We start from the raw sequence: 23,704 nt of genomic DNA, 5'->3' as shown, positions 1-23,704 counted from the left end.
CAAAAGGGACGAGAAGGTCTCGCGGTACCACCCTTGTTGACTATGTAAACATAGCCCACTTGACATTCGTAACGGGAATGACGCGCCGTGGCCTACTATTTGTTCAGCACGGAACTCCGGGGTGATTTTCATTCTTTCGCTTATGCCGAGCTTCCACCGCCCTCGGCTCGCTGTAATAAGCTGATGAAAGAACTACTGTCCCCTTCATCGTTTTCTCATGTATAACTGTATTCGATATTATAGGCAATCACAATAGCCATCGTCAAGACTCTGTTATTTCTTGCACCGCTTCATCATCAAGTTTGTAATCTAATAAATGATCCCAGTCGCCGCTATTTAACATATCGAGCTGCGCTTCAATTAACATTTTAAAACGATTGCGGAACACTTTCGCTTGACGCTTTAGTTCTTCCACTTCCATCGCGATTTTTCGCGTTTTTGCGAGCGCCTCACTAATGATGCGATCCGCATTTTTCTCCGCCTCTTTAATGATAAGCTTCGCTTCTTTTTGCGCGTTTCGCTTCACTTCTTCGGCTGTTTCTTGCGCAATTAAAATCGATTTATTTAACGTTTCTTCGATATTTGTAAAATAGTTGAGTTTTTCCGTCAGCTCTCGCACTTTTTCCTCAAGCTGCTTTTTTTCACGCAAAATCATTTCATAGTCTTTAATGACTTGATCTAAAAACTCGTTCACTTCATCTTCATCATATCCGCGAAAGCCTCGGCTAAATTCTTTATTATGAATATCTAACGGCGTTAACGGCATGCGGCCCACCTCCATCTTATGTACGTACCGTATGTTTCGACATGTTTTGCGAAAATCCTTCTTTTATTTTGCTTTTTCGACAACGATGCGCCATTTTTCTTTTTTTGTTTGACCGACAATCGCTTGCAGTCGGCAGCGCCCATACCCGCGTAACGACAATAAATCACCTTCTTGGCACTCCATATGAGCTTGATCAACCGTTTTCCAATTCACTTTCACGAAGTTTTGGGCAATGAAGGCTTGTGCTTTTTGGCGTGATATGCGAAAACATTGCGCTAAAATGGCGTCAAGTCGCAAAGAAGAAACGGTAAATGTTTCTTCTTCCCATTCTTCTTTCACAGCGAGAAGTTGCGAAAGCGGTTGTTCTTCTAACGATACTTTTGCTTTTCCAATCGTTGTGACGTTCATTTTCACAAACGGTGCAATTTCTTTAGCGACGACAAACTGAATGATATCATCAACGATGACGATATCGCCAAATTTTTCACGCTTCACACCGAGTGACAAAAGGGCACCGAGCACGTCACGATGCCCGAGTGTAACAAATTTTTTTGGATAGCGAACGGAAAACAACGATAGTTGAAAATCATCTTCATTCGGTTGCATGTAAGTCGGATATAGCAGTGCTCGCTTTCGTTCAACAGATGATGAGCCACCAAAAAAGGCAACGTGCACTTCATCGTGATGGCCGACAATCGAGCGGACGATTTGTTGTTCGCGCGGAGTTAAAAAATCTGTGAGCTTCGGAGCATATTGTTCCGTGACAAGCCGCTTCCATTCGCAAACGAGATCAATAAAATGATGCTCTTCCTTGCGAAAATGTTGATAAATATCCATTACAACCCTCGAATGACCATGTCGACTAATCCGTAAACGCCCGCCGTCGCAAAACGTAACACAAGCAAGGCGACGATCGGAGAAATGTCGATCATGCCAATCGGTGGAATAAAGCGACGAAACGGCTCTAAATACGGCTCACAAATGTTGGCGAGAAATTGACCAATTTTTGTTTCACGCGCATTTGGAAACCATGACATTAAAATGTAAACAATAATCGCGTACGAATATACTTCAATGACGGTTGCTAGAAAATTTGCTATTTGATACAAAATTACCACCTCTTTATTGTCGGTTCATCGTCAGAAACGATCGAAATGGATCCACTTACATCTACATTATCCGGCGTGCATAAAAAAATGGTAGAGCCGACTTGTTGAATGTCTCCGCCAATCGCATACACCGTTCCGCTTAAAAAGTCGACAATGCGCCGCGCTTGATCACGGTCAACACGATGAACGTTTACGACGACAGCACGCCGATTTTTTAAATGGTCGGCAATTTCTTGTACTTCCGCATATGCGCGCGGCTCAAATAAGACGAGCTTGGACGATTTTTGTACACTTTGTAAACTCACAACATTTTGTTTTTGTTCGGCTTTCGGTTGTTGAACGACTTCTTCTTCCTCGTATTCATCTTCTTCCCATTTTTCTTCATCTAAATCGAAAAAATCGCGAATTTTTTTCACAAATCCCATCATTCCACCTCCTCTTCACCGACAAGACATGTACCGAGGCGAAGAAACGTTGCTCCTTCTTCGACTGCAATTACGTAGTCGTTTGACATCCCCATGGACAATTGTGTACAAGGGGCGTGCGGCAATTGTTTTTCTTGTACTTGTTCTTTCAACTCGCGCAACGTCCGAAAACAGCGACGAATCGTCGCCTCATCGTCCGTATATGGCGCCATCGTCATTAATCCGACAACTTCAATACGTGAAAAAGCAGATAATGTTTCAATAAACGGCAATACGTCTTTTGGCGCTAGCCCGTGTTTCGATTGCTCCCCTGAAACATTGACTTGCACGAAACATTTGATCGTTCGATTCGCCCGTTTGTTAATTTCTTCTGCTAATGAAAGACGGTCGAGCGAATGAACGTAGTCAACGTAATCGATGATTTGTTTCACTTTTCTTGATTGCAACGTGCCGATAAAATGCCATGTTGCTTCTTTTCCGATTGTTTCGTATTTTTGTAAAAAACCGTCGGTACGACTTTCGCCTAAATGAACGATGCCCGCATCGATCGCCTCTTTTGCTCGCGCGATGCTGACATATTTTGTCACTGCCACAATTTTAACGTCTGATGCGTTTCGTCCTGTTTTTTCACACGCTTTAGCAATATGTTGTTGAATTGTTTGTAACCGTTGTTTGACCGACATATCATTCCCTCCAGCCAATAAGCGCCATCATTCTTCCTGTTTTGCCACCGTCGCGTCGGTGAGAGAAAAATAATGACTGCTCACAGCTTGTGCAATACGATGAAACAGCGATACGTTCGCTCGGAACACCTGCTTGCTGCAAAAGCTGTTTATTCATTTCTTTTAAGTCGAGCGCATACTGTCCCTTACTTGTTTCATTATAAAGAGATTGTGGCGAGTTGACTAGCGCCTTTTGAACGAATTCAATGACGCGATCATCGACGACGTAACAACAACGGCCGATCGACGGACCGATCACAACATGAATATGTTGGGGAGCGACGCCTTCTTCTTCCCACCGTTTCACCATTTGTCCAGCGATGTTTTGCACCGTTCCTTTCCAGCCAGCGTGTGCTACCCCAATAAGCTTTTTACTTGGCGCAAAAAAGTAAAGCGGAACACAATCCGCAAAACAAAGCGCCAACATGAGATCTTGTTCGCTTGTATACAGACCGTCTGTATGCGGCAAAGCGGTATCGTACGTGCGCACGCCTTTGCCCGCATGTTCTTTCGTCACTTTTTGCACATGTACGCCATGCACTTGATCCGCACATACCCAGCGATCAAGCGACACGTTCAGTTGGTCCGCTACTTTTTTCCGATTTTCATACACCGCGTCTCGTTCATCGTTGACGTGCATGCCAACGTTTAACGTCGCAAACGGTCCGATGCTCACTCCGCCTCGTTTTGTCGTAAACGCCACGACGACGTGTTCCCATCCATGAAACAAAAGCAATGACTCGCTCGCTTGTCGAAATATTTCATTCATCGTTCGACATCCTCTGTACAATTTTATCACTTTTTTTCCTATTTTATCACAGCTTGCCGAAAACGTGAATTATTCATCGCCATCTAATCGAACGAGAATGACGTCGGCACCAACTTTCACAATATCGCGCCACGGAATAATAATTTCATCCGTTCGTCCAAATAAACCGAGCACCTTCCCTGCACCGATAATGATGATAGCTTCAATTTGACCGGTCGTTAAATTAATATCAATATCTCCAATATTTCCAAGCCGTTTGCCGTTTGCGACATTGACGACGTCTTTTTGTTGGAGTTCAGAAATTTTCACCATGTTCCCCCGCTCCTTTTCTTCTTTCTATCTCCTATATGTATGCGTAAATCGAAGGTTGTAGTCATGTTGAAAGCATAGAAAAACCCCCAGCTGTGTGGGGGATGTTACCATTGAATATTTTTATTCATTTGTTTAATGGCCGCTTTTTCTAAACGAGATACTTGCGCTTGGGAAATCCCGATTTCTTCGGCCACTTCCATTTGTGTCTTCCCTTGAAAAAATCGTTTGCGAATAATCATTTTTTCGCGCTCATTTAGCCGACGTAGCCCTTCTTTCAGCGCGATTTCCTCAATCCAATTTATATCACGGTTTTTCTCATCACTCAGCTGGTCCATCACATAAATTGGGTCGCTACCATCGTTGTAAATCGGTTCAAATAAGGAAACAGGATCTTGAATCGCATCCAATGCAAACACAATTTCTTCGTGTGGGACGTCTAAAATTTTTGCAATTTCTTCTGCTGTCGGTTCTTTTGCTGTTTCACTCATCATTTTTTCGCGCACTTGTAGCGCTTTGTATGCAATATCGCGCAACGAGCGGGACACGCGAATCGGGTTATTGTCACGTAAATATCGGCGGATTTCACCAATAATCATCGGTACAGCATACGTTGAAAATTTCACGTTTTGACTTAAATCAAAATTATCAATCGATTTCATAAGTCCGATACAGCCGACTTGAAACAAATCGTCGACATATTCACCACGATTGTTAAATCGCTGAATGACGCTTAATACGAGCCGTAAATTCCCGTTGATTAATTTTTCGCGTGCCGATATGTCACCGGCTTGCATTTGGCGGAATAGTTCACGCATTTCTTCGTTTTTCAGTACGGGAAGTTTCGATGTATCAACGCCGCAAATTTCAACTTTGTTTCTTGCCATGTCTTTCCCTCCTTGCAGGAGATGCTGTCAGCTTTCAGTATCTCCTTCGAAGGGAAAAATATGCATTACATCATTTTGTTAAACTCTTTTCGCAATCGTTTAATAATTCGCTTTTCTAAACGGGAAATGTACGATTGGGAAATGCCTAACAAGTCCGCGACATCTTTTTGTGTTTTTTCTTCTCCACCACTTAGCCCGAAGCGAAGTTCCATAATTTGTTTCTCTCGATCGCTTAATTGATCGAGCGCACGAAATAATAAGTTTCGGTCAATATTTGCTTCTAAATCTTTCGTAATGACGTCATCTTCTGTGCCTAATACGTCCGACAACAACAGTTCGTTGCCGTCCCAGTCGATGTTTAACGGTTCATCAAACGATACTTCTGAACGTACTTTATTGTTGCGCCGTAAATACATTAAAATTTCATTTTCAATGCAGCGCGATGCATATGTAGCGAGTTTAATTTTCTTCTCCGGGTTAAACGTATTGACTGCTTTAATTAACCCGATCGTACCAATGCTAATTAAATCTTCAATGTTAATGCCGGTATTTTCAAATTTTCGGGCGATGTAGACGACGAGGCGAAGATTTCGCTCAATAAGGAGCGAACGCGCTGTTTCATCCCCAGAAGGAAGTTTTTTTAATAACATTTCTTCTTCCTCTTTTGTGAGCGGCGGTGGCAATGCCTCGCTTCCACCAATGTAATAAATTTCGTCCGCTTTAAGCCCTAATTTTTTTAATAGTTTGTACCATACATATGTGAGGCGTAATTTGAATAACTTCATCCTATTTCGCGCAGGAGACTCCCACTTCAACGACCAAAGGAGTAAGTGGGAGAGGAATGCGCGTTCCCCCTTTCTTTTGTGTATGATATAATAAAGGCGTGGAGAAAACCGTTCAATAAAGGCACTCCAATAACTGCTACTCGATGTATGGAGTTGGTTACAGGAAACGTTGTAACCGTAAAACATCGAGCGTAGGTCCGTCTGTTGTGTGTGGAAGCCAAGTACTGCCAACAGACACACCGAGAGAATCGGTAACGATGCAGGCATGACCTGCGTCGTTGGGTAGTCGTCAACCTGCCCCTGATGCAACCCCAAGTCAAGGAAGGAGGAAGAAGTCCGTTTGCACTTCTGGGGAGTTGCAAGCCCTCACTTCAAGCGTTAACTAAGTGGGGGTAGTTGACAAAAAACCTCCTTCTATTTCAGCACGAACGGCCGTATGATAATAATAATTACGAAGCTTGCGACATAACCATATGCGGATGAACGATGCAGTTATACTCTCCGTCTGCTGATAATGATGACGGATAAAAGCCAACAAGCACTTTTTTGACAGATATCCATTGTTTTCCGTCCAACCATTGTACGTCGTCTGGTTTCATCGCTACTAACAGCTGTTGCTCGACGCCAACGGCGCGATATGGAACGAAACGTATCCGGCTCACCCATTCGTTCGGGATGTCATCTGTGTACGTACGTTTTTGAATCATTTGTAAAACAGTTTGAGGGAAAATATGTGCGAACGGTTGCAATTCGACGATCATAACCGGTGTGTTTGTGAATGGGTCGCGCAACTGGTTTCCACTGTCAATTAATCCTTTTAAACATACCGTTTGTCCAAAACATGTGACACGCACATCGATGACGTGTTCAAACCGCAATTTTTTTTCGCGAATCGTTCCCATTTGCACTTTTGATAACATCCATAAAATTGGAAACATGATGACGATAAACAACCAGCTGATCGAAGTTGAATGCGTGAGCCAACCCGATGAATAAGGCGTGATTTCACTTTGCAACAAAAAGTGAAAGGCCACCATCCCTCCGCCCATCATAAACGTGGCGAAATAAAAAGCGAGCACGTTTTCCACAAAAAAGCGAAAGCGATGGAAACCAAAACAAATCCACACGATGAAAAAAGAGATGACAAGTTTCGTTACGAAATGAGATGTCATATAAGCAAAAGGAGTGAAAACAAGCAAGACGAGCAACGAACCGAATAATGCTGCAAGCATAAGCCGCCATAAACGAATGCGACGCTTTAACATAATTGCCGCAAGCCATAGCAACATCGCATCAAAACAAAAATTTAATAACCATACGAGATCGGCATAAATCAGCGGCATCCCCTCCTTACAACATCTTGAAACTAGTATATAGCACTTCCAATAGAAAAGTGTGTCAAACGATGACGTCATTTCTTCAGAGATTTTGTCATATGATGATGGAAATAAAAAAACGCCCACACGTAGTGAGCGTTTTTTTAACGGCGACGGTTGCGATTGCGTAAAAAGGCAGGGATGTCGAGTGGATCCTCGACTTGTTGTCCGCGTGTTGGCGAGTAGTCGACTGGCTCTTCTTTTTTCTCGCGCTTGACGCCAACTGTCGGTTTGACAACCGCTTGTCGCGTCGCTTTCGCTTGATTCACTTCTTCGTTAAATCCTGTCGCGATAACCGTAACGACAATTTCGTCTTTTAAGTTTTCGTTAATAACCGAACCGAAAATCATATTGACGTCTTGATCAGCAGCAGATGCGACGATATCGGCTGCTTCTTGCACTTCGTACAAGCTTAAGTTCGTACCGCCTGTAATGTTCATTAATACGCCTTGGGCACCGTCGATCGATGTTTCTAATAGCGGGCTCGAGATCGCCTTTTTCGCTGCCTCCGCGGCGCGATTTTCCCCCGTTGCTACGCCGATTCCCATGAGGGCTGAACCTTTGTTCGACATAATCGTTTTCACATCGGCAAAGTCTAAGTTAATTAATCCCGGCACCGCAATTAAGTCGGAGATGCCTTGTACCCCTTGACGAAGCACGTTGTCTGCTTCGCGGAACGCTTCTAACATCGGCGTATTTTTATCAACGATTTCTAATAGACGGTCGTTCGGAATGACGATGAGCGTATCAACGGCTTCTTTCATCGCTGCGATACCGCTTGCCGCTTGCATCGCGCGCTTTCTTCCTTCAAACGTGAACGGCCGTGTGACGACGCCGACAGTAAGCGCACCTAAATCGCGTGCAATTTGAGCAATAACTGGCGCCGCTCCTGTTCCTGTGCCCCCACCCATGCCGGCTGTGACGAATACCATATCGGCACCTTTGAGCGCTTCTTCAATTTGTTCTTTACTTTCTTCGGCCGCTTTTTTTCCTACTTCTGGATTTGCTCCTGCACCTAATCCGCGCGTCAATTTTGCACCAATTTGTAGTTTAGTTGGCGCCTTGGATAAGTTTAGCGCTTGAGCATCTGTATTAACCGCAATAAATTCAACACCTTGTACACCATGTTCAATCATGCGATTGACAGCGTTATTTCCGCCGCCGCCGACACCAATTACTTTAATTGTTGCTAACTGATCAACAGTCGTGTCAAACTCCAACATGATAATCCTCCTAGCCATTCAAATTGTCATTCAAAAAAGTATCCGAAAAATTTCTTTACTTTATGCCCTAAATGTTCTTCTTTTTGTTTTGGCTTTGCTGGCGCTTTATGCACCTTTTTCTCCGATTGGAAATCGTCTGTCGCGCTCGAAGTAAGAACAGGAACGTGTCTTCCTTGTAGCTTCGCATTTTTATAAGCAAATTGAATTAAGCCAACACCGTTTGTATATCGTGGATCGCGGACGCCAATATAATCCGGCATCGCCACGCGTACAGTATTTTCAAAAATGGCTTCGGCAAGTTCCAATACACCCGGCATATTGACTGTTCCACCGGTTAACACGTATCCGCCAGGCAAATCGCGAAATCCGCGTTTTCGAATTTCCGTTTGTGCCATGAGTAAAATTTCTTCGACACGCGCTTCGATTATATCCGCAATTTCCAATTGACTAAACTGTTGCTGTTGGTCGGTGCCAATGATCGGAACGCTAAACACTTCCTCGTCAGAAGCGAGGTCGTAAAAAGCATGTCCATGCTTAAGTTTAATGCGCTCTGCATCTTCTGTCGACGTACGCATGCCGATCGATAAATCTTTTGTAATATGTTCACCACCGATCGGAAGTACGGTCGTTGCTTGTAAAAAGCCTTGTTCAAACACAGCGACCGTCGTTGAACCACCACCGATATCAATAAGTGCCACACCTAAATTTTTTTCATCTTTCGATAATGCAATTGAGGCGGCCGCTAGTGGTTGAAGGCACACATCAAGCACATCTAACCCCGCTCGTTCGACACAGCGAAGCACGTTATGTAAAGCGGTTTTCGATGCAGTAATCATCGTTCCTTCCATTTCCAATCGGACACCTAACATACCGCGCGGGTCGTTAATGCCATCAAGGCCGTCAACGATAAACTGTTTCGGAATGACGTCAATAATTTCGCGCTCTGGTGGAATGGAGACGACTTGTGCCGCTTCAATAACGCGTGTGACGTCTTCAGTTGTAATTTCTTTATTTTCGCTTGATACAGCGACAATCCCATTGCACGGTTGAAGTTGAATGTGGTTGCCGTTTACTCCGACAATGGCGCCTTTAATCGTTACGCCGACCATCCGTTCCGCTTGGTCAACCGCTCGTTTAATGGATTGTACTGTTTCATCTATATCAATGATAGAGCCTTTTTTCAGCCCTTGCGATTTCACATTGCCGACACCGATAATGCTTAGCTGATCGTTCATCATTTCACCAATGATCACTTTCACGCTCGATGTACCGATGTCAAGACTAACATAAAAATCGTTGCTGTTCATTCTGGTGGCACCTCCTTTACAAAATGAACGTTACTATGTATATCAACACTATATTCCACATTCGAACAGCATTCCCTTTTTTATAAACGATTTTTTTGGCGGCTTTCTAACCATTTCGTTAGCAAAATTCGGCGGATGACAGCGATGTTTTGAAACAGGCGCACACCGAACGCAAATACAGCTGCTAAATACAAGTCTACACCAAGATGCACACCGAGAAAAGCTAAACTTGTTGCTAAAATAATATTAAAAAAAAATCCAGATACAAACACGTGCTCATCGTAAATATTTTGCAAATGTGCGCGAATACCACCTATGAGCGTATCAAACGCTGCGAGCACCGCGATCGATAAGTAGTTAGCATATTCGCTCGAAATGCGCCAATCTGTCAACAATCCGAGCAATATGCCAATGACGAGGCCGAGCAACGGAAGCCACATCACGTTCACCTCCTATCCTCTTCAACTGCTTCCATTTGTTTCACACGCACTACTCCATCGTACGGAGGAATGACGACACGTTGTTGCGGTTCTGAAATCGTCAGAAGTAAATTTTCAATGGCAAAGTCATCGGCAATCGTTGAAGCTTTTAACCGGTTGTACATTTTTTCGGCGTCCGCTGCAATGACTTTAATTTCAAATGGGGAAGAGCGAAGCGGATACGAATCGACTTTCGTCACACCGTTAATGTCGCGAATGACCGTCGTGTTGACGACGCGCTGATCTGCAATCGCTACATATTGGGCGCCATACATGTTTAATTCATTCATGAGTCGGCGAAGCAACTCTGCTGACACCGTATCGCTAATCGGGCCAACGTACGATTCATCATACATTTGTTCGACATAAAGCACGACACCTTCCCCGACAACTTCCGTTAACCCAGCTTCTTTTTTTAGTTCTTCTACCGTTTGGCGAAGAATCGCTCCTTTGCTTTCTGAACGTTGCTGTTCATATTTTTCTAACGTTTCTTCATATTTTCGTATTTCGTTTAATAGTTGTTTATGTAGCTCTTGTTCTTTTTTTAAATCTTGTCTAATTTCCCATATGTCACGTGTATCGCGCACATCTGGCTCGTTGTTCGTCTGGAATTGGACAGCTAACATAAAGCCAATAATGAGCGACACAAGCGTGAAATGCCATATCGTTTTTTGCGTCAACATCGCTCCTCCTCTATTTTTGCATCAACGGTTCCATTGTAATTTCCGATTTTTCCGTAATGTCAACAATAATACGGTCGCTCGTCAGTTGATCTTTCACCCCACCAGCAATCGTTAACGCCGGAATAAGTACGTTTGGGTCGCCGATCGCTTGAATAACGAACGGGGCTGGATGTTGTGTCCCGTCGATTTCAATGACCGGACCATTGCACAAAATATACGATCGGTGCGATAATCGCTGTCCGTTAATCGATATTGCAGACGCCCCCGCAATCAATAGTTCATTGACAACTTGAAACACATGTTGTTCATGGACGATGTAGTTTGTGGCGTTCGCTTCTGAAGGAATGTATGAAGCATCAGATAGCGTCACTTCGACCCCTTTTCCTTTCACTTTCACTTTGCCAAGATACATGCGCAACCGTTCTGCATCTTCAGCGAGGTTAAAATAAATTTGTTCTTCGCTTGCTAATTGTTTTTCCATTTCGCGTACGCGTTGTTGTTTTTTAAACAATTCAGCTTGCAACTTTTTGTTTTGCTCTTGTTGTTCAATGAGCTGTTGACGATATTCGTACTCTTTATCCCATTGACGTTCTAGCTCGCGATTGGCCGTCTCTTTTTTCGTTATCTGATAAGAAAAAGCCAACATAAATCCTAAAACTAAACAAACGAACGACAAAATGACGTGGCTACCGTTCATTTTCATCGTCTTTGTCATCCCCTTCATCCGCTTTGTACGGTTTGAAATATGTGCTCATCTCTAAATGAAGGACGCCTTTCACCCCCGGCTGTAACTGACTGACAATCGAAGGATAATGCACAATTTTTTTCGCAAAACGATCGATTGTAGCACTCACTTCGATGCCGTCATTCATATAGACAGTAATATGCCTTGCATCCAATGCGTTTGGGGTATAATGAATTTCTGAGATAAGGTTTAAAATCGAATTTGGCGTATTCGCCAATTGGGCAGCCATGTCTTGAATAGCCTCTCCTTCTTTCCACCCGACTAAAATCGGAGCATCACTCGGAATCACTTGTTTCGCATGCGTCAACACTTTTCCGTTATCTAAAATCGGCAAAAAGGAATGCTTGTCCAAAATGTAAGCGATGCGCTTTCGCTCGACGATCACGATGTCAATACGATTCGGAATTCGTTTTTTTACACTGACGTCTTTCACTTCTGGATGTTGTTTCACTCGCTGTTCGACCTCGTCTTTTTTTACTTTCCAAAAGCTCGTTTGTTTCGTTATACCGCTTAATTGGATGATCTGTTGCGAAGCGATATGATGATTTCCTTCGACGTGGATGACTGCGACGTTGCTAAGTGGCGACTGGGCATAAACAACGCCTAATAAAAGCATAAAAAATAAAGCGATATATGCAACAAGTAAGCGATTAGCACGCTGTCGTCGCTGCTCCTTTAATTTTGGTACACGTTCTTCAAGAACAACAACTTTTCCTTTTTCTTTTCCCATTCACTCCACCTCGGTCGATGGACCAAATCAAAATAACAAGAAAACTAACGGCGCATGTCAGCCACCGTTAGTTCATCATCTCCATTTCTATTATAGCATAGTATAGAAAAATTAGGATGGGGAAAATGTATTACTTCCGCCCAACAATTTCAACTTCTGTTTGCAACGACACGCCATATAAGTCGTGAATCGTCTTTTTCACATAATCGATGAGCTCGAGCACGTCGTTTGCTGTTGCCCCGCCTGCGTTGACAATAAAGTTCGCATGCTGTTCAGATATTTTCGCCCCGCCGATCGTATATCCTTTTAACCCTGCTTGTTCAATTAACTGCCCAGCGTATTGCGGAAGCGGATTGCGGAAAATGCTTCCCGCACACGGGTAGTTCCACGGTTGCGTCTCGCGGCGGTAATCTTTATTTTTTTGCATCGCTGCGACAATTTCATCACGGTTTCCTTTTTTCATTTCAAGCGTTGCTGCAATGCAAATTCCTTTGCGCTTTTTTTGTAAAACGGATGTGCGATACGAAAACTCCATCTCTTCATTCGTTAACCATTCAATCGTTCCGTCTTCAAATAAAATTTGTGCTTTTTTTACGATGCGCGACATATCCGATCCGTGAGCACCAGCGTTCATATACACCGCTCCGCCAACTGTGCCAGGAATGCCTCCTGCAAACTCCAACCCAGACAATCCTTGCTTACTAATGACCGTCGCTAGTTTAATGAGCGAATATCCCCCGCCGACTGTCACTTCTGTATCATGAATGTATAGATCATCTAATCCTTCGCCAAGTTTAATGACGACCCCTTCAATGCCTCCGTCTCGCACAAGTAAGTTGGAGCCGCGACCGATCGCACGCCAAGGCACATTATATTTTCGTACGATTTCTATCGTCTTTTTTAAACCATCTATATGTTTCGGTTCCACAAACAAATCAGCAGGCCCACCGATTTTAATCGTTGTATGACTAGCCATGCGTTCGTTTTCTTTTACTGTTCCCACGTTAGCTTGCAGGAGCTCTTCACGTAGTTTTTCCAATGGTCTACCTCCTCTACCTCTTTCCTATATCGTATGCAACTTATGAAATCATCTCCACCATGACGCGATATAAACGCTCTGCCGCGTCACGAATGCCTAATTGAAACGCTGCTTCTTTCATATTTTTCAACGTTTGTTCGTCTAACAATATGCGGTCGATATCATCAAGCAAGCGCCCGCCTGTCAATTCGCTTTCTAAACGAACGATCGCTGCTCCCTTTTTTTCAAGCGCCCGCGCATTTTTTTCTTGGTGATTATTTGTCACATACGGGCTCGGAATTAAAATGCTTGGAATGCCGAGCGCTGTAATTTCTGCGAGTGTCGTTGCGCCTGCACGAGCGACGATGACATCAACCCCTGCCAATACTTCCGGCATGTTGTGAATAAACGGACGGATGATGACGTTTGAAGGATTGCCGACATCGTTTACCGCCTTTATTACTTTATCATAATGAACGTCACCTGTAACATATAAACATTGATACGGCTTTTGTTCAACTTCATGTAGCACTTGCAAAAACGCCTCATTGATCGGGCGTGCGCCGCGACTCCCCCCGACAATGAGCACCGTTTTTTTCTTCTCATCTAATCCGAGCGACCGTCTCGCTTCTCGTCCGTCTTTTCCTACGACTTCTGAAGCGCGCGGGTTTCCTGTTAACACCACTTTTTCTTGTGGGAAATATTGTTTTGTTTCTTCGAAGCAAATAGCGACTTTATCGGCATAACGGCTTAAAAAAGTATTCGTCAGCCCCGGAATGCTGTTTTGTTCATGAATGATCGTTGGAATACCTAGTTTAGCTGCCGCATATACGACAGGTGCGCACACGTATCCCCCTGTGCCGAGCACAACGTCCGGTTTGTATTGTTTCAACAGTTTTTTGCATGCGCGCACACTTTTTATAAAACGTACGATCGTTTTGACGTTTTCAAATGATAGGCTACGTTTCAATCCGCTAATGTCGATCGCATGAAATGGGATGTTTTCTCTTGGAACGATCGTGCTTTCTAACCCTTTTTTTGTCCCGATATATAATACATCGACATTTTTATGTTGTTTTTTTACTTCATGAATAAATGCAAGCGCAGGATAAATATGACCTCCTGTTCCGCCACCACTTACTACAATTTTCATCGTTTTTCCCCCTCATCGAAAGTAACAGAAGAAGCTGACTTCCGGGAAGTCAGCCTTAATATCGCGCATAACGGCTAATGTTTAGTAAGACGCCAATCGCCATAAGCATGAGCGTCAATGACGAGCCGCCATAACTTAAAAACGGCAACGTAATCCCCGTTACCGGCATAAGTCCGGTCACGACCCCGATATTGATCATCACTTGGATGGCCACCATCGCAATGATACCGACAGCTAAAAAACTGCCGTATAAATCCGGTGCTCCTAAAGCGATACGAATGCCACGCCAAAGCAGTAAACTGAAAAGAAGCAAAACGAGCGAGCCGCCAATAAAGCCAAGCTCTTCTGCTAAAATGGCAAAAATAAAGTCCGTTTGTGGCTCAGGCAAGTAAAAAAACTTTTGGCGGCTTTGTCCGAGCCCGAGCCCAAATAGCCCGCCCGGCCCGATCGCATAAAGCGATTGAATGATTTGAAAACCGCTTCCTAACGGATCTTCCCACGGGTTTAAAAATGACGTAATGCGCTTGATGCGATACGGAGCGGATAACACAAGCCCAGCAAAACCAGCCAAACCAAGCAAGCCAAGAAGAACAAAGTGGCTCATACGCGCACCAGCGACAAAAATCATAACAACACACGTGCCGACCATGACCGTTCCCGTCCCTAAATCGGGCTGCAACATAATCATTCCGAACGCAATAAATACGAGCGTTAAAGACGGAAGTAAACCTTGTTTAAATGACGCGATTTTTTTTTGGTTTTCAGATAAATATTTCGCTAAAAACGCGATCATCGCCATTTTCATAAACTCAGATGGCTGAATGGAAAACGCGCCAACACCAATCCAGCTACGCGAGCCGTTGCGCACCATGCCGATGCCCGGAATTAAGACGAGAATGAGAAGGATAAAACAAACGATAAGCAACACTTTCGCCCACGTCCGCCACGTCCAATAGTCGATGTTCATGAAAAAAAACATTGCGACGATGCCAACCCCTGCGAACAATAGTTGGCGTTTGGCAAAGAAAAACGAATCATGAAACTTGTAATCCGCCCATATGGCGCTAGCGCTATACACCATAACAAGCCCGATCGCCAACAACGAAAACGTGATGATCATTAACAAAAAATCAGGTGCAGACTTTTTTCCATGCAATGCAGAACACCTCAATTTACTTAAAATTCGTCTTATTTAAGCTTATGCACCGCATGTACAAACATGTCCCCACGCTGTTCGAAAGTTTTATATTGATCCCAACTTGCACACGCTGGGGAAAGTAAAATAATATCGCCCGGTGACGACCATTCATATGCGGCAAAAGCTGCTTGTTCCACATTATCGACACGTTTCACTTGCTGTATTCCTGCTTCGCGCGCAACGCGCTCAATTTTTGGTGCCGTCTGCCCGAATGTAATGACGGCTTTCACATGTTTGAAGTACGGCAATAACTCATCAAACTCGTTGCCGCGGTCTAACCCACCGGCAAGTAAAATGACCGGCTCATGAAAGGCGCTTAACGCTTTTTGCGTCGCTAATATGTTTGTCGCTTTTGAGTCGTTATAAAATTTTCTTCCGTTGATTTCAGCGACAAATTGCAAGCGATGAGGAACGCCTGTAAACGTCGTTAAGACACGGCGAATCGCCTCGTTGTCTGCACCTGCGAGTTTTGCAGCCGCAACAGCGGCCAATATGTTTTCGAGATTGTGTGTTCCACGTAGCGCTACATCTGTAATATCGATGATGCGCTTGTCATGAAAATAAATGGCTCCTTCTTTCACCGTCGCTCCGTACGATAATGGTGTTTTCACAGAAAACGGCACGTGTTGCGCACGGCTCTTTTTCGCTAATTGCATGACAATTGGATCATCGGCGTTGACGACCGCGTAGTCCGTTTCCGTTTGGTTTTTAAAAATGTTTCCTTTCGCTTCTGCGTACGCTTCTTTCGTTCCGTGATAGTCTAAATGTGCATCAAAAATGTTTAACAACACGGCGATATGCGGACGAAAGCGAATCGTCCCGAGCAGTTGGAACGAAGATAATTCCATGACGATAACATCATCTTTTGTCGCCTGTTTCGCGACTTCGCATGCAACTGTTCCGATATTTCCGGCGATCAAAGGACGACGTTTCGCTTCTTGTAACATGTGATAAATCAAGGTCGTTGTCGTCGTTTTTCCGTTTGAACCTGTAATGCCGATAATCGGCGCTTCTGACGTTTCATACGCAATTTCGACTTCCGTAATAATCGGAATGTGTTTGACGAGCGCTTTTTGAACGAGCGCGTTTGTATATGGAATGCCCGGATTTTTTACGACGAAATCGAACGGCTCATCAAGCAACTCAAGCGGATGTCCTCCGCATACGAGACGAACGCCGAGCGCTTCTAACTGTTGCTTTTCTGGCTCGCTCGGTTCGTTGCGATCGTTGACAACGACATCCGCACCGAGTTCACGAAGTCGTTTTGCTGCTGCCAATCCGCTTTTCGCTAAACCTAATACGAACACTTTTTTTCCGTTGTACATTATACCCACACCTCAATATAAATTCCTAAGATGGCAAACAATAAGCCAACTGCCCAAAACGTCACGACAACACGCCACTCCGACCAGCCGATTAACTCGTAATGATGATGAAGCGGGCTCATACGAAACACGCGTTTTCCTGTCGTTTTAAACGAAATGACTTGAATGATGACAGATAATGTTTCAATGACGAATACGCCACCGATAATGACTAATAATATTTCAAGTTTCGTCAAAATGGCAATCGTCACAATCGCCCCACCAAGCGCAAGGGAACCGGTATCCCCCATAAACACTTTCGCAGGATGCGCGTTGAACACGAGAAATCCAAGCACCGCACCGACAACCGCAACGCTAAAAATAGCCACGTCATATTGCCCTTGGTTCCATGCTAAGACAGCATATGCACCGAACGCAACCGCTGCTGTTCCCGCTAATAACCCGTCTAAGCCGTCCGTTAAATTGACTGCATTCGAACCGCCAACAAGCATAAAAATAATAAGCAAAACATAAGCGACACCTAAATCAATGGACACGTCTGTTCCGGGAATGGAGACGACGGTTGACATGTTGTAACGTTGAAAGAAAAAGTAAAATACGAGCGCGATAAGCAATTGCCCAGCTAGTTTTTGTTTGCTCGTCAAACCGAGATTGCGCTTCATGACGACTTTAATGAAATCATCAATAAATCCGAGCAAGCCGTAGCCAACCGTAACGAACAACAACATGTATGTGTGCGCTGTGCGTTCAAAAAATATATCGCTCATGATCCATGTGGTGATAGAAAGCGACAATAAAATCATTAACCCGCCCATCGTCGGCGTACCTGATTTTTTTTGATGAGATTGTGGTCCTTCTTCACGGATGCTTTGCCCAAATTTTAATCGTCTTAAAAACGGAATGAAAATGGGCGATAACACAACGGTAATAATAAAGGCAAGCCCTGCCGTGAACAAAATGACTTTCTCGTTCATGATCGTTGCACCTTCCTCATTTCCTATTTATCTTTTCTTCGTTGAATAGCTTCGCGTGCGATGACACGATCATCAAAATGGAACACATCTTTCCCGATGATTTGATACGTCTCATGTCCTTTTCCAGCGATTAAAATGATATCGTCTTTTTCGGCTTGCTCAATGGCGTATGTAATCGCCTCTTTTCGATCGACAATACATACGACGTCTTCGGCTACCCCTTGTTTCATATCGTTTAAAATGACGAGCGGATCTTCTGAACGCGGATTGTCGGATGTAAAAATCGGTACGTCGCTATATTTGACTGCGATTTGCGCCATCAATGGTCGCTTCGTCCGATCGCGATCTCCACCGCAGCCGACGACGACAAATACACGTTTTTTCGCAAACTGTCGAATCGTCTGCAATACGTTTTCTAAACTATCTGGTGTGTGTGCATAATCGACGATGACAGTAAACGGTTGTCCGGCATCGACAACTTCAAAGCGACCGGGAACACCTTCGATATCGGCAATCGCTTCGACAATCGTAGAGAGCGGAATGTTTGAAACGAGACAAGCGCCTACTGCAGCTAACAAATTATAAACATTAAACATGCCAATAAGCTTCGTTCTCACTTGTACCGTTTCGATTGGGGTAACAAGTTGGAATGTCGTACCACTTGTAGTTATTTCAATTTGTTTCGCCATAATGTCGCTTTTATGATGAATGCCGTACGTCACAACTGTTGCGGCCGTACTTTTTTTATACTCTTCTGAGGCAGCATCGTCTGCATTCAATATCGCAAATTTTGGACGTCGGTGATCAAAACGGTTACCGAGTTGCGCAAACAACAGCCCTTTCGACCAACGATAATGGTCCATCGTTTGATGATAGTCTAAATGGTCTTGCGTTAAGTTTGTAAACACCGCGACATCAAAATCGCATCCGTGTACTCTCCCCATATGTAACGCATGAGACGATACTTCCATCGCAACGACGTCCACGTGCGCATCAACCATTTTCCGAAACATGTTTTGTAAAATAAGCGATTCAGGTGTTGTATTTTTTACATCATACGTATCATCGCCAATTTTCATGTTAATCGTACCGATGAGTCCGGTTTTTTTTCCAGCGTGACGGCATATGCGTTCGATAAGATGCGTCGTCGTCGTTTTTCCGTTCGTTCCTGTTACCCCAATTAAATGAAGGTGGTGCGTCGGCTGACCGTAAAAGGCGTCGGCTAATACAGCGAGGGCACGTCGGCTATCGTTCACATAAATGACCGGCACAGGCAATGTGAGCGGTTTTTCTGCCACGACTGCAACTGCTCCGCGCGCGACAGCTTGTTCCGCAAAATCGTGTCCGTCTACTGTAAATCCTTTGATGCAAACAAATAATGAACCTTGTTTGACTTCCCTTGAATCCATTTCGATCGATGTAATCGTTGGATTTTCTGTTGCAAGTGGGGTAAAGCTATGTAAATGTTGAAGTAACGTTTGTAACTTCATACCGATCGTTCCTTTCTTTTTTTCTTATCTAAACAGAAAAAGAAGCCATGAGGATACTTCCTCTAGGCTTTACCGTTTCGTTCCAAAATAAACCCGGATCGTCGCTCCTTCTTTCACTTTGACTCCAGGCTTCGGCGCCTGTTCAACAACCGTATCGCCTTCGCCACTACCATCTAATTTTAAGTTAAAAAGTTGCTGTTGCAAATCTTTTTTTGTTAAACCGATTAAATTTGGCACTTCTACATAGCGTGGGTCGAGCCATGTCGTTTCTTTTTCAATTTGCTGTTTGCGCGGTTTGACACCGAGCGCGCGCAAGCTATCTTCCATAATGTTTCCAACAATCGGAGCGGCGACGACACCACCAAATTGTACTGTGCCTTTCGGATTATCGACCGCCACGTATACAACAATTTGTGGATCGTCTGCTGGCGCAAAACCGATAAATGAAACGATATGGTTGTCTTTTAAATATTGACCGTCTTTCGCTTTTTGAGCTGTTCCGGTTTTACCGCCAACGCGGTAACCGTCGACAAACGCTCCCTTCCCTGTTCCTTGGGCTACCACGCTTTCGAGGGCATAACGAATTTGTTTAGACGTTTCCTCGGAAATAACCCTTCTTTTTGCTTTCGGTGTTTGTCGTTGAATTACTTCTCCTGTAACCGGATCGAGCCATTCTTTTGCGATGTATGGTTGGTATAAAATCCCTCCATTTACCGCAGCAGCGACCGCTACCACTTGTTGAATCGGTGTAACAGCTACCCCTTGACCGAAAGCAGTCGTTGCTTGTTCGACCGGTCCAACGCGATGAAGTGGGAATAAAATTCCTTTTCCTTCCCCTTGCAAATCGATGCCCGTTTTCTCACCGAAACCAAACGCGCGAATATATTCGAATAGTTTATCTTTGCCGAGTCGATCACCAAGTTCAACGAATCCCGGGTTGCACGAGTTTTGTACTACTTCTAAAAACGTTTGGTCGCCATGTCCTCCTCGCTTCCAACAATGCAACGTCGCTCCTGCCACTTTCACATGTCCTGGATCATAAAAATGTTCTTTCAATAAATCGACCTTTTTTTCTTCTAACGCTGCCGCGAGCGTAATAATTTTAAACGTGGATCCCGGTTCATACGTGCTCCAAATCGGTAAGTTTCGGTTAAAAATTTCAGGTGGCACGTTTTGAAAATCAGCGGGATCAAATGCCGGACGGCTTGCCATCCCTAAAATTTCTCCGTTGTTCGGATTCATCGCAATCGCAATAATTCCGTCAGGGCGATACGTCGCTTCCGCAATCGTTAGCTCGCGCTCTAAAATCGTTTGTACACGTGTATCGATCGTCAATTTTAAATCAAGTCCATCCACGGGTGGCGTGTACGCATCCGCCATCCCAGGCATGCGTTTTCCTTTCGCATCGGAATAAAATTGAACGGAACCCGGTTTTCCGCTTAGCTGTTTATCGTAGTAAAGTTCAAGTCCCATTAATCCTTGATTGTCAATACCTGCAAAGCCGAGTACATGTGATAAATAGCTCCCGAACGGATAATAACGCTTCGAATCTTCCGCAATGTATACTCCTTTCATCCCTAAATCGCGAATTTGTTTCGCTTGTTCGTTTGAAATTTTTCGCCCCTCTGGATGAATACGTTCAATCGACGTTTTTTTCGTCACATGTTTATACGCTTTTTCTACCGGCATATTTAATATGCGCGCAAGCTCTTTCGCCACTTCCGATGGGTTTTCAATTTGTCGTGGAACGACGAGCACGGATGGGGCACTCATATTTGTTGCGAGAGGCACTCCGTTACGATCGACGATTTCCCCACGCTCTGGTTCAAACGGAATGTTTCGACTCCATAAATCTTTCGCTCGTTCTGTTAACATATCTCCTAAAACAAATTGTACATAACCGAGACGAATGTCAATAATCGCAAAAATGAAAAATCCGACCAATAAAACAGCCGTCAATCGCTTTCGAACAGTTACTGCACGCATACAGCGGAACCTCCTTCATCTATTTCGGCTCGTTCCACTATATGCTTGTACCGTTTTATATAGAACTAATCGACTGGGCCGTCTATCTCTTGCTGTTCATTGCTTGTTCGTTGTTTTTCATCGATGTCTGACGGTTTCGCAAGCTCGACAATCATATAGTCGTTTTGTTTGATAACTGCCCCCGGCGTAATATTTTGCCTAAATACGTATCCGCTTCCGATAAAGCTCGGTTTAAGTTGCAACAATTCAGCGAGCTTCATGACATCGCGCAACGACCAGCCTGTCACATCCGGCATGATCGCATCTCCGTCCGTTTGCAACAACACGCGATCCGGCGCAACGACGTATTCGCCTGCTTGTGGAAATTGGGCACGCACTTTCGTTCCCTTTCCGATGACCGTCACATGTAATCCTTGTTTTTTCAATGACTGTGTTGCTTGCTCCACCGACTGACCAATATACGAAGGAAGAGCGATGCTTTTTTCTTTTTTCACTTGTTTTTTCTTAACGGTCGGTTCAATGTTTAAATATTGTAAACTATTTTTCATCACCGAGTTAAAAATCATCGATACAGGTGCTGCCCCTGTTTCTGTATATGAAATGTTCGGTTGTTGCACAGCAACATACATAATTAAGCGCGGATTTTCACGCGGCGCCATCCCTAAAAATGAAAAAATGTAGTTTTGATGCCCAGTTAAATACCCGCCTTCTGGATCTGGGATTTGGGCTGTTCCTGTTTTTCCTGCGACGCGATAACCCTCAATTTGATACGGACGCCCTGTTCCTTTTTCAGATGTGACGACCGTTTCTAAAATGTCTAGTACTTTTTCAGCGGTTTCTTTTGAAATCGGTGTATCGACAACAACAGGTTCGTGCTTCATCACTGTTTTTCCTGTATCTCCGTCAACAATGCGGTCAACAACGTACGGTTTCATCATTTTTCCACCGTTTGCGATGGCGGTTGCTGCTTGAATTTGTTGAATCGGTGTGACTGACGTTCCTTGTCCGAATCCTGTCGTCACTTTTTCGATCGGATAACGATACAAAATGTTTCCATCTTTTTCACCCGGCAATTCAATGCCTGTCGGTTCGTTAAAACGGAAACGATGCAAATATTGTAAAAAGCGATCTTCCCCTAATTTTTCACGCACAATTTTTGCGAATGCGACGTTTGACGAGCGCTGTACTCCCTCAAGAAACGTAATTTTCCCCCACCCGACTTTGTTATGGTCACGAACGCGATGAGGACCGATTTGATACGAACCGGATTGATACGTTTCATTCGGCTCAAACACCCCTTCATTCACCGCAGCGGCGAGCGTGAAAATTTTCATCGTCGATCCCGGTTCATACGGATACGAAATCGCATCGTTAAAATAGTTTTCGATGTTTCGTTTGTTCGGATCAAAACTCGGACGGGTGCTCATCGCTAAAATCGCCCCAGTTTTCGGGTCAGCGACAATGGCGATCATTTTTTTCGGTGTATATTGTTTTTCGACGGCATTCATCGCGTCTTCTAAAAACGTTTGAATATGTTTATCAATCGTCAAATAAATGTTTTTTCCGTTTTGCGGTGGAACGATTTGTTCATCTGCATATGGGAGTTTAAATCCTTTTGGGTCGCTTTCATACGTGATCTCTCCGTCTTTTTCTTTCAGCTGCTCATTAAACTGCTTTTCAATGCCCATTTTCCCAACAACTTCTTCCAGCGTCTCATCTTTTTGGGCGTAGCCGACAACGTATGACGCGAACGTACCGTTTGGATAAAATCGTTTTGAATCGCGTATAAACGTAATGCCTGGAAGCTGTAACGCCTCAATTTTTTGTTTCACCGTTTGGCTAATGCCGCGGCCGTTCGGGCCGAACTCAACTTGCTTCGCCTTCCTTTTTAAAATGCGCTCGACATCCGCTACATTCATGTTTAATAGCGGCGCAAGTTTACGTGCGGTTTCTTCCGGATCGGTCACATGTTGCGGCATGTTCGGATCGAGAATGGCGGCCACTGTATACGAAGGAATGTCTTCAGCAATTACTTCTCCGCTTCGGTCGAAAATCGTTCCACGCTTCGCTTCAAGCGTTTGTTTTTTGAAATAACGTTTTTGTGCCTCGACCGCTAACACTTGTCCATCTACAACACCTGTAGCTTGTAAATAAACGAAACGTACAAACAATATAAAAAAGAGCAAGCTAAAAAAAACAAAACATATAGCTGCTCCGTTATGCGTATGTTTATGCTTTCTCATTT

Annotated in this window: 24 protein-coding genes and 1 other annotated feature; all 24 genes read right to left on the bottom strand. The window is 44.1% G+C overall.

Annotated features, from left to right (window positions below; genetic code table 11):
- Position 1: 1 nt before the first annotated feature.
- Positions 2-217 (bottom strand) — a binding site (T-box leader).
- A 45-nt stretch (positions 218-262) separates the two neighbouring features.
- The 24 genes from ETB99_RS01630 to ETB99_RS01515 all read right to left on the bottom strand — a co-directional run bounded on the left by ETB99_RS01630 (position 263) and on the right by ETB99_RS01515 (position 23,702).
- The gene (locus ETB99_RS01630) at positions 263-766 is read right to left on the bottom strand and encodes a DivIVA domain-containing protein (protein ID WP_006321477.1); all 504 of its coding nucleotides are present in this window, start codon (positions 764-766) and stop codon (positions 263-265) included.
- Positions 767-829: 63 nt separating this feature from the next.
- A complete protein-coding gene (locus ETB99_RS01625) occupies positions 830-1,603 on the bottom strand; it encodes a YlmH family RNA-binding protein (RefSeq protein ID WP_006321476.1) in 774 nt (257 codons plus the stop codon).
- Positions 1,603-1,875: a YggT family protein gene (locus tag ETB99_RS01620; protein ID WP_006321475.1), complete on the bottom strand. Its 273-nt coding sequence runs from the start codon at positions 1,873-1,875 to the stop codon at positions 1,603-1,605. Before ETB99_RS01620 ends, ETB99_RS01625 begins: the two co-directional genes overlap by 1 nt.
- A 2-nt stretch (positions 1,876-1,877) precedes the next feature.
- Positions 1,878-2,300 carry a cell division protein SepF gene (locus tag ETB99_RS01615; protein ID WP_064220854.1) on the bottom strand — a complete coding sequence of 141 codons (423 nt, stop codon included), beginning with the start codon at positions 2,298-2,300 and terminating at the stop codon, positions 1,878-1,880.
- The gene (locus ETB99_RS01610; protein ID WP_171699760.1) at positions 2,300-2,983 is read right to left on the bottom strand and encodes a YggS family pyridoxal phosphate-dependent enzyme; all 684 of its coding nucleotides are present in this window, start codon (positions 2,981-2,983) and stop codon (positions 2,300-2,302) included. The genes ETB99_RS01615 and ETB99_RS01610 overlap by 1 nt, the downstream gene beginning before the upstream one ends.
- A 1-nt stretch (position 2,984) precedes the next feature.
- Positions 2,985-3,791: a peptidoglycan editing factor PgeF gene (gene pgeF / locus ETB99_RS01605; protein WP_216366025.1), complete on the bottom strand. Its 807-nt coding sequence runs from the start codon at positions 3,789-3,791 to the stop codon at positions 2,985-2,987.
- Between the two features lie 69 nt (positions 3,792-3,860).
- On the bottom strand, positions 3,861-4,103 hold the full coding sequence (locus ETB99_RS01600) for a YlmC/YmxH family sporulation protein (RefSeq protein ID WP_032101528.1): 243 nt from the start codon (positions 4,101-4,103) through the stop codon (positions 3,861-3,863).
- A 104-nt stretch (positions 4,104-4,207) separates the two neighbouring features.
- Entirely contained in the window at positions 4,208-4,987 is a 780-nt protein-coding gene (gene sigG / locus ETB99_RS01595) for an RNA polymerase sporulation sigma factor SigG (protein ID WP_077429485.1), read from the bottom strand.
- A 65-nt stretch (positions 4,988-5,052) separates the two neighbouring features.
- Entirely contained in the window at positions 5,053-5,772 is a 720-nt protein-coding gene (gene sigE, locus ETB99_RS01590) for an RNA polymerase sporulation sigma factor SigE (RefSeq protein WP_006321468.1), read from the bottom strand.
- Positions 5,773-6,221: 449 nt separating this feature from the next.
- Positions 6,222-7,115, bottom strand: coding sequence for a sigma-E processing peptidase SpoIIGA (spoIIGA, locus tag ETB99_RS01585; protein WP_171699758.1), 894 nt, complete (start codon positions 7,113-7,115; stop codon positions 6,222-6,224).
- A gap of 137 nt (positions 7,116-7,252) precedes the next feature.
- Positions 7,253-8,371: a cell division protein FtsZ gene (gene ftsZ, locus ETB99_RS01580; RefSeq protein ID WP_077429487.1), complete on the bottom strand. Its 1,119-nt coding sequence runs from the start codon at positions 8,369-8,371 to the stop codon at positions 7,253-7,255.
- Between the two features lie 26 nt (positions 8,372-8,397).
- Positions 8,398-9,678, bottom strand: coding sequence for a cell division protein FtsA (gene ftsA / locus ETB99_RS01575; RefSeq protein ID WP_171699757.1), 1,281 nt, complete (start codon positions 9,676-9,678; stop codon positions 8,398-8,400).
- Positions 9,679-9,758: 80 nt separating this feature from the next.
- Positions 9,759-10,118, bottom strand: coding sequence for a small basic family protein (locus tag ETB99_RS01570; protein WP_004891201.1), 360 nt, complete (start codon positions 10,116-10,118; stop codon positions 9,759-9,761).
- A gap of 5 nt (positions 10,119-10,123) precedes the next feature.
- Positions 10,124-10,840 carry a DUF881 domain-containing protein gene (locus tag ETB99_RS01565; protein WP_171699756.1) on the bottom strand — a complete coding sequence of 239 codons (717 nt, stop codon included), beginning with the start codon at positions 10,838-10,840 and terminating at the stop codon, positions 10,124-10,126.
- A gap of 10 nt (positions 10,841-10,850) precedes the next feature.
- Complete coding sequence (locus tag ETB99_RS01560; RefSeq protein ID WP_129000085.1) at positions 10,851-11,543, bottom strand: DUF881 domain-containing protein; 693 nt, start codon at positions 11,541-11,543, stop codon at positions 10,851-10,853.
- Entirely contained in the window at positions 11,527-12,315 is a 789-nt protein-coding gene (locus tag ETB99_RS01555) for a cell division protein FtsQ/DivIB (RefSeq protein WP_171699754.1), read from the bottom strand. The genes ETB99_RS01560 and ETB99_RS01555 overlap by 17 nt, the downstream gene beginning before the upstream one ends.
- Positions 12,316-12,445: 130 nt before the next feature.
- Entirely contained in the window at positions 12,446-13,354 is a 909-nt protein-coding gene (gene murB / locus ETB99_RS01550; RefSeq protein WP_064220849.1) for a UDP-N-acetylmuramate dehydrogenase, read from the bottom strand.
- 40 nt (positions 13,355-13,394) lie between these two features.
- Positions 13,395-14,486 (bottom strand): undecaprenyldiphospho-muramoylpentapeptide beta-N-acetylglucosaminyltransferase, encoded by a 1,092-nt coding sequence (murG, locus tag ETB99_RS01545; protein ID WP_077429492.1) that lies wholly within the window; start codon positions 14,484-14,486, stop codon positions 13,395-13,397.
- 55 nt (positions 14,487-14,541) lie between these two features.
- Entirely contained in the window at positions 14,542-15,606 is a 1,065-nt protein-coding gene (spoVE, locus tag ETB99_RS01540) for a stage V sporulation protein E (RefSeq protein ID WP_049754165.1), read from the bottom strand.
- Between the two features lie 68 nt (positions 15,607-15,674).
- Positions 15,675-17,009 (bottom strand): UDP-N-acetylmuramoyl-L-alanine--D-glutamate ligase, encoded by a 1,335-nt coding sequence (gene murD, locus ETB99_RS01535; protein WP_171699753.1) that lies wholly within the window; start codon positions 17,007-17,009, stop codon positions 15,675-15,677.
- Positions 17,009-17,983, bottom strand: coding sequence for a phospho-N-acetylmuramoyl-pentapeptide-transferase (mraY, locus tag ETB99_RS01530; protein ID WP_077429494.1), 975 nt, complete (start codon positions 17,981-17,983; stop codon positions 17,009-17,011). The genes murD and mraY overlap by 1 nt, the downstream gene beginning before the upstream one ends.
- A 23-nt stretch (positions 17,984-18,006) precedes the next feature.
- A complete protein-coding gene (locus ETB99_RS01525; protein WP_077429495.1) occupies positions 18,007-19,473 on the bottom strand; it encodes a UDP-N-acetylmuramoyl-L-alanyl-D-glutamate--2,6-diaminopimelate ligase in 1,467 nt (488 codons plus the stop codon).
- A gap of 69 nt (positions 19,474-19,542) precedes the next feature.
- Positions 19,543-21,459, bottom strand: coding sequence for a stage V sporulation protein D (locus ETB99_RS01520; protein ID WP_077429496.1), 1,917 nt, complete (start codon positions 21,457-21,459; stop codon positions 19,543-19,545).
- A gap of 65 nt (positions 21,460-21,524) precedes the next feature.
- Entirely contained in the window at positions 21,525-23,702 is a 2,178-nt protein-coding gene (locus ETB99_RS01515; RefSeq protein WP_171699752.1) for a penicillin-binding protein, read from the bottom strand.
- Positions 23,703-23,704: the final 2 nt, after the last annotated feature.

The organism is Anoxybacillus sp. CHMUD (genome assembly GCF_013096965.1).
GTDB lineage: Bacteria > Bacillota > Bacilli > Bacillales > Anoxybacillaceae > Anoxybacillus > Anoxybacillus kestanbolensis_A.
The sequence above is the reverse complement of the archived record's forward strand: the minus strand, read 5'-3'. Positions and strand labels throughout refer to the sequence as shown.